Below are 5,681 nucleotides of genomic sequence, written 5' to 3'. Positions count from 1 at the left end.
GAGCGGGCCCGATCAATACTCGCTGGCAGGGTGTAAGTGACGGTGACTTCACTACTTTCTGATCTAATCCAGAATTTGGCGCGCTAATTGCAATCCTCCGGAGCAGCCCCATTTACTGTTTGCTTTCCAGTGACCTGGTCGGGCGTCTCTGGCAGGTCGCTTTCTACTTTCGTCTTGGATGTCCCGTTGATCGTGTGTGTCCATTTTGCAACTCACTCGAGGAGGGTATTGAACAGATGGCCAAAAAGAAAACCGCCGAACAGGGAGACAGCAAGCTCCAGTTGCAGCCGTTGGCAGATCGGGTCGTGGTCGAGCGCGAAGAATCCGAGGAAAAGACCCCCGGCGGCATCCTCCTGCCGGACACCGCCAAGAAGAAACCCTCACGGGGAGTTGTCGTGAGTGTCGGCCCCGGACGTTTGCTGGACGATGGGACGCGGGCACCCTTGCAGGTCAAAGTGGGTGATCGGGTCCTGTTCAGCTCCTATGCCGGCGACGAATTCCGGATGGGAGATCAGGAATACGTGCTGTTGCGGGAAGAAGACATTCTGGCGGTTATCGAGTGAACCTGATTCTCGCCGCAGGGAATTGAAGAATCACGTAGAGGGAAAGGAGCGTTCGAACTATGGCAAAGTTAATTGCCTTTGATCAGGAAGCCCGGGATGCCCTTCGCCGTGGCGTCTCCAAGCTGGCCCAGGCCGTCAAGGTGACACTGGGCCCTCGTGGTCGCAATGTGATCATTCAGAAAAGCTTCGGTTCTCCCACCGTGACCAAGGACGGCGTCACGGTAGCCAAGGAAATCGATCTGGAAGACGTCTACGAAAACCTGGGCGCCCGGATGGTGCGGGAAGTCGCCTCCAAGACGAGTGACGTGGCAGGCGACGGCACCACGACGGCTACCATCCTCGCCGAAGCGATCTTCACAGAAGGCCTCAAGGCCGTGGTGTCGGGAATCAATCCCATCGGCCTGAAGCAGGGGATCGAAAAGGCGGTGGACGACATCGTTGATAAGCTCCGCAAGATGTCGATCCCCATCAAGACGACCAAGGAGATGGCCCAGGTGGCCGCCATCGCCGCCAACAACGACATGGCGATCGGTGAGCTCCTTGCCCAGGCCATGGACAAGGTCGGCAAAGACGGCGTGATCACGGTCGAAGAAAGCAAGACCATGGAAACCAAGGTCGAATTTGTGGAAGGAATGCAGTTCGACCGTGGTTACCTGTCGCCGTACTTTGTGACCGATCCTCAAAAGATGGAATGCGTCCTTGAGGATTGTTACATCCTCATTCACGAGAAGAAAATCTCCAACGCTCGCGAGCTTGTGCCGCTCCTTGAAGCGGTTGTCAACGCGAACAAACCGCTCCTCATCATCGCCGAGGACGTGGACGGCGACGCGCTGGCCACTTTGGTCGTCAACCGTATCCGCGGGACCCTCCGCTGCTGTGCGGTCAAGGCGCCGGGTTATGGCGATCGCCGCAAGGCTATGCTGGAAGACATCGCCATCCTCACCGGCGGTGTGGCTCTGTTCGAAAGCCTCGGCCGGAAGCTCGAGCACGTGACCCTTGCCGAGCTTGGCCGCGCCAAGAAGGTCGTCGTCGATAAAGAGAATACGACCATCATCGAGGGTGCCGGCAAAACCGAAGAGATCAAAGGACGCATTGAACAGATCCGCCGCGAAATCGAAAAGACCACCAGCGATTACGACCGCGAAAAATTGGAAGAGCGGCTGGCGAAGCTCGCCGGTGGTGTGGCTAAACTGAGTGTGGGCGCGGCGACCGAAGCCGAGATGAAAGAGAAGAAGGCCCGCGTGGAAGACGCCCTCCATGCCACCCGGGCGGCTGTCGAAGAGGGGATCCTCCCCGGTGGCGGTGTGGCGCTTTTGCGTGCGGCGGCCCAGTGCTCGCCCGAGGGTCTCACCACCGATGAAAAGGTGGGTTACGAGATCGTCCTCCGGGCGTGCCGTGCCCCGATCACTCAGATCGCGGCCAACGCCGGCCAGGACGGCAGCATCATTTGTGAGAAAGTCGCCGAAATGAAGGGCAACATGGGCTATAACGCTCTCACCGGGCAGTTTGAGGACCTGGTGAAAGCGGGTGTCATCGACCCGACCAAGGTGGTTCGCACCGCCCTTCAGAATGCGGCCAGCGTTGCCATCCTCATGCTGACCAGTGACGCGCTGGTGGCCGAAAAGCCCAAGGAAGAAAAAGGCGGTAGCCACTCGCCTCCGGAATATTGATGAAACGCTGATCTGGAGGCTGAGAGATCAGCGATGGAGGCCCTGGCCAGTAGCCCAGGGTGCCTGAGTTGCAGAAGTCGCCCCCTTCCCCTCCCCTTTCATGAGCGCCCCCAACCCCGCTGGGGGCGCTCGATTTTTGCGCCCGAACAATGTATCCTTCAAGGGCAACCACCCGGCATAGACCCGCGCGAAGAGGAAAATCTTCCCGCCAGGTTCGGGCCTCCCTCGAGAGGAGGTTCGGCATTCAAGCTCCGTTTTTTTGAAAAGGGTTGTCCCGATGTGCCAGCGGTTTTATCACGCCTGGGGAAGGAAGCCCTCTGTACGCTCATTTCTCCTGATCTCTGCCGCAGTTATTCTGGCTTCTGCCGCCCCAGCAGCCCAAAGTTGGGGGGAAGTGCCCTCGGAATGGCTCGTCCATTGGGACAGACCGGCACTCGCTGACAGACCCCTGCAGATTGTTCACGGGCTTTCGCCCCGGATGCTTGTAGCGGATGCGGTGGCACAGATCCTCCAGCAGCCTGCAGCGCAGCCCCAATCCGACGAGGGGCTTGCCTATTATTTGCGCCGCGGGCGTGGTGGCATCGTGTGCAATGTGATGTTCGATCACTATCTCGAATCGGAAGAGCATTGGAAATCGTTCGTGGCTGGCGTCCAGATGTGCGCACAACTGGGCATGCCGGTCTGGATCTACGACGAGAAAGGCTATCCCAGTGGAACCGCCGGTGGGCTCGTTCTGCGTGGCCATCCGGAGTTGGAAGCCCTCGTTCTCGCGCGCGATCCGCTGGGGAACCCTGAATACTTTTTCCGCCGGGCGTACGAGCACACGCATGCTTCGAACAACTATCATGCGCTCCGGCGGTATATCAATCTGATGGACGAACGCGCCACGGCACGCTTTATCAAGCTCACACATGAAGCCTACTATCAGAGAGTGGGTGAATACTTTGGAAAAACGATTGTGGCCTTCTTCACCGATGAGCCATCCCTGATGGCGGTGGATTTGGGGCCGATCCCTGAACCCGCCCGCAGCAGAGTCCCCGTCGAAGACCCGGTTGATCCGAACGTTAAACCACTTCCCACCATACCATGGTGCCACGATTTCGCCGACGTTTACCGGCGGCGATGGGGTGAAGACATCCAGTCCCAGTGGAAGAGCCTTTTTGAGGGGGATTCGTCAGAAGATCATCGCATCCGACGCCAATTCTGGAGCACGGTGGCGGACCTGGTGGCCGATCGCTACTTCGGGCAGATTCAACAATGGTGCCGGGCACACGGGGTGGCCTCCTCCGGCCATAATCTCCACGAAGAATCCATCTATCATCACGTGCCCCTTTACGGCAATGGACTGAAGGCCATTTCACGAATGGACATCCCCGGCCTGGACATGCTCACTTCCAATCCCGAGTCGGTCATCCACATGAGCTGGATGACGGCCGCCATGCCTCTTTCCGGCGCTCTTCTGGAAGGTCATCGCCGGGTCATGACGGAAGTGAGCGACTTCGCCCAAAAGATGTCCGGTGCCGGGCCTGTGAGCCTCCAGCAGATGCAAGCCACCGCCGGTTGGCAGGCCGCCTGGGGAGTCACCGAATTCACGCTGTACTACAGCCCGGAAGACAGAACCCCCGACGAGAACTGGCAGTACGGGCAGTTTGTCGGACGTTTGAATACGATTCTTAAGCCGGCCATGCCCCAGCCGCGGGTGGCCCTCTATTATCCGATTTACGATCTGTGGGCCCAGTATCGTCCTGTCGCCGGTCCGCTGCATCAGTCTCCCGCTCCGCCGCGAGCTCAGCAGATCATCTCCTCCTTCGTTCGGATCGGGCAGACGCTCCAGCGAAGGCAAATCCCGTTCATCCTCATCGACCACGAACACCTCGCCCGGGCAGGAGTCACGCCCAGGGGAACCCTCCGTGCCGGCAATGCGGAAATCGCCACACTCGTGTTTCCCATGGGAGTTGAGCTGCCCCCGGAAGCGCAGAAGGTCGTGGAACAGTTCACCGCCCAAAAAGGGCGCGTGATTCACGACAGTCCGGAAAAGACCATCAACGCCAGTAACGCCGTGGCTTGGATTCAGCCCGATCTGTCGATCCAGCCGCCTAACGACCGCATCGTTTTAGGCAGGTTCTCACGCGATGATCACACCATCCTGGTGCTCGTGAACGTCGGCCAGGAGATCTATCACGGCAGCCTCCGGGGAGTCACCGAGCATGCCTGGATGCAACTCGATCCCGCGACCGGCGGCAAACAGATGGTGACGCCGCAGAACAACGCGCTGAACCTCGAGCTGGCGCCCTATCAAACGCTCCTTTTTGTGGACTGAGAGCTAACGGCTTGAGGGTGAAAAGAATCGCGGGCGGTCGCAGCCGCCCAAACACTGGAGGCTGGACGCCCATTCGTTCGCCCTTTGTGGGACGGCGAGATTCTGTCAACTCTTGACGGCAACCTCGATCTTTCGCGGACGCAGGCCCGCCGATTTCGGCAAATGAAGCGTGAGGACGCCATTGGCGTATTCCGCCGAAATCTTGGCCGCGTCAATGGCCTCACTCACATGAAAGACCCGTAGAAAATCGCCCACCCCGTACTCTTGCCGCAGAAATTCCACTCCCTCACCATACCGGGGAGCTACCCGGGCATGCAGCGTCAGCGTGCCATCCTCGAATTGAACGTCGATGTCTTCCGGTTTAGCCCCCGGCACATCCGCGATAAGGAGAATCTCATCAGGCTTTTCCACGATATCGACAGCCGGGCTGTAAAACCGATCGCCTCGAAGATGTTCCGGAGCCGCCTGGGCTGCGCGTTTCCCACCGTGTTGATGCCTCATAGCTTACCCTCCTTAATTGCTATTTTTGGAGAATAGGTTTCCCGATCACTTGCCACTTGCTGACTCCCAATGGTTCAGAGAGGGATGTTCGGTCCTTGGACTCACCCCGTGCGGACGTTCACGGGGATCTTGCGCGGCCGGGTTCCTTCGGCCTTCGGTAGCGTAATCGTCAGCACACCGAGCTGGAGATCGGCCTGAACTCGTTCGTGATCGACTTCACCGGGCAACCGGATCACCCGCGTGGCCTCCCCTGTCGCACGTTCCCGTCGATGGTAGGTAACGCCTTCCTCGGCAGGTTGCGGCCGCCGCACCTTGATGGTCAACTCGTTGCCGGTCACGGAGATGTCAATTTGATCCTGTGTCACGCCGGGAACTTCCGCTTCCACATAAAAGGCCTCCGAGGTTTCCCACATGTTTACCGGCAAGCGTTCTCGCCCCTGCAACGGCCAGGGAGCTTCGGGCAGCTCACCGAGAAAGCTGTTGAACAACCGATCCATTTCGCGACGGAGTTGCTCCAGAGATTGCGGACCAAACGGAGGAACTGCCATGGCCTGTCTCCTTTCTCCTTATACCTGTTAAGCCAACTGAACTCGCACCCGGCGGCCCATACAAAGCCGGGTTAAGGAC

5 protein-coding genes are annotated in these 5,681 nt (G+C 58.9%); 3 read left to right on the top strand and 2 right to left on the bottom strand.

Going from position 1 to position 5,681, the window contains the following annotated elements:
- The first annotated feature begins 236 nt into the window (after positions 1–236).
- The 3 genes from groES (at position 237) to H5U08_RS08850 (ending at position 4,553) form a co-directional block, all read left to right on the top strand.
- Positions 237–563 (top strand): co-chaperone GroES, encoded by a 327-nt coding sequence (gene groES, locus H5U08_RS08860; RefSeq protein ID WP_297032274.1) that lies wholly within the window; start codon positions 237–239, stop codon positions 561–563.
- Positions 564–622: 59 nt separating this feature from the next.
- Positions 623–2,233: a chaperonin GroEL gene (groL, locus tag H5U08_RS08855; RefSeq protein ID WP_297032272.1), complete on the top strand. Its 1,611-nt coding sequence runs from the start codon at positions 623–625 to the stop codon at positions 2,231–2,233.
- Between the two features lie 478 nt (positions 2,234–2,711).
- The gene (locus tag H5U08_RS08850) at positions 2,712–4,553 is read left to right on the top strand and encodes a hypothetical protein (RefSeq protein WP_297032271.1); all 1,842 of its coding nucleotides are present in this window, start codon (positions 2,712–2,714) and stop codon (positions 4,551–4,553) included.
- Positions 4,554–4,658: 105 nt separating this feature from the next.
- On the opposite strand, the gene H5U08_RS08845 is transcribed toward H5U08_RS08850, so the two are convergent.
- Positions 4,659–5,054 carry an Hsp20/alpha crystallin family protein gene (locus H5U08_RS08845; protein ID WP_297032269.1) on the bottom strand — a complete coding sequence of 132 codons (396 nt, stop codon included), beginning with the start codon at positions 5,052–5,054 and terminating at the stop codon, positions 4,659–4,661.
- 101 nt (positions 5,055–5,155) lie between these two features.
- On the bottom strand, positions 5,156–5,602 hold the full coding sequence (locus H5U08_RS08840; protein WP_297032261.1) for an Hsp20/alpha crystallin family protein: 447 nt from the start codon (positions 5,600–5,602) through the stop codon (positions 5,156–5,158).
- Between the last annotated feature and the right edge of the window lie 79 nt (positions 5,603–5,681).

Origin of the sequence: Thermogutta sp. (genome assembly GCF_014359955.1) — a bacterium.
GTDB lineage: Bacteria > Planctomycetota > Planctomycetia > Pirellulales > Thermoguttaceae > Thermogutta.
Note: the sequence above shows the minus strand (reverse complement) of the source record. Positions and strands in the feature narration are given on the sequence as shown.

What these genes read in the sequence shown, in the direction of transcription:
- H5U08_RS08840 (WP_297032261.1), bottom strand. Translation starts at nt 5,602, where the DNA reads ATGGCAGTTCCTCCGTTTGGTCCGCAATCTCTGGAGCAACTCCGTCGC.
- groES (WP_297032274.1), top strand. Translation starts at nt 237, where the DNA reads ATGGCCAAAAAGAAAACCGCCGAACAGGGAGACAGCAAGCTCCAGTTG.
- H5U08_RS08850 (WP_297032271.1), top strand. Translation starts at nt 2,712, where the DNA reads ATGCTTGTAGCGGATGCGGTGGCACAGATCCTCCAGCAGCCTGCAGCG.
- H5U08_RS08845 (WP_297032269.1), bottom strand. Translation starts at nt 5,054, where the DNA reads ATGAGGCATCAACACGGTGGGAAACGCGCAGCCCAGGCGGCTCCGGAA.
- groL (WP_297032272.1), top strand. Translation starts at nt 623, where the DNA reads ATGGCAAAGTTAATTGCCTTTGATCAGGAAGCCCGGGATGCCCTTCGC.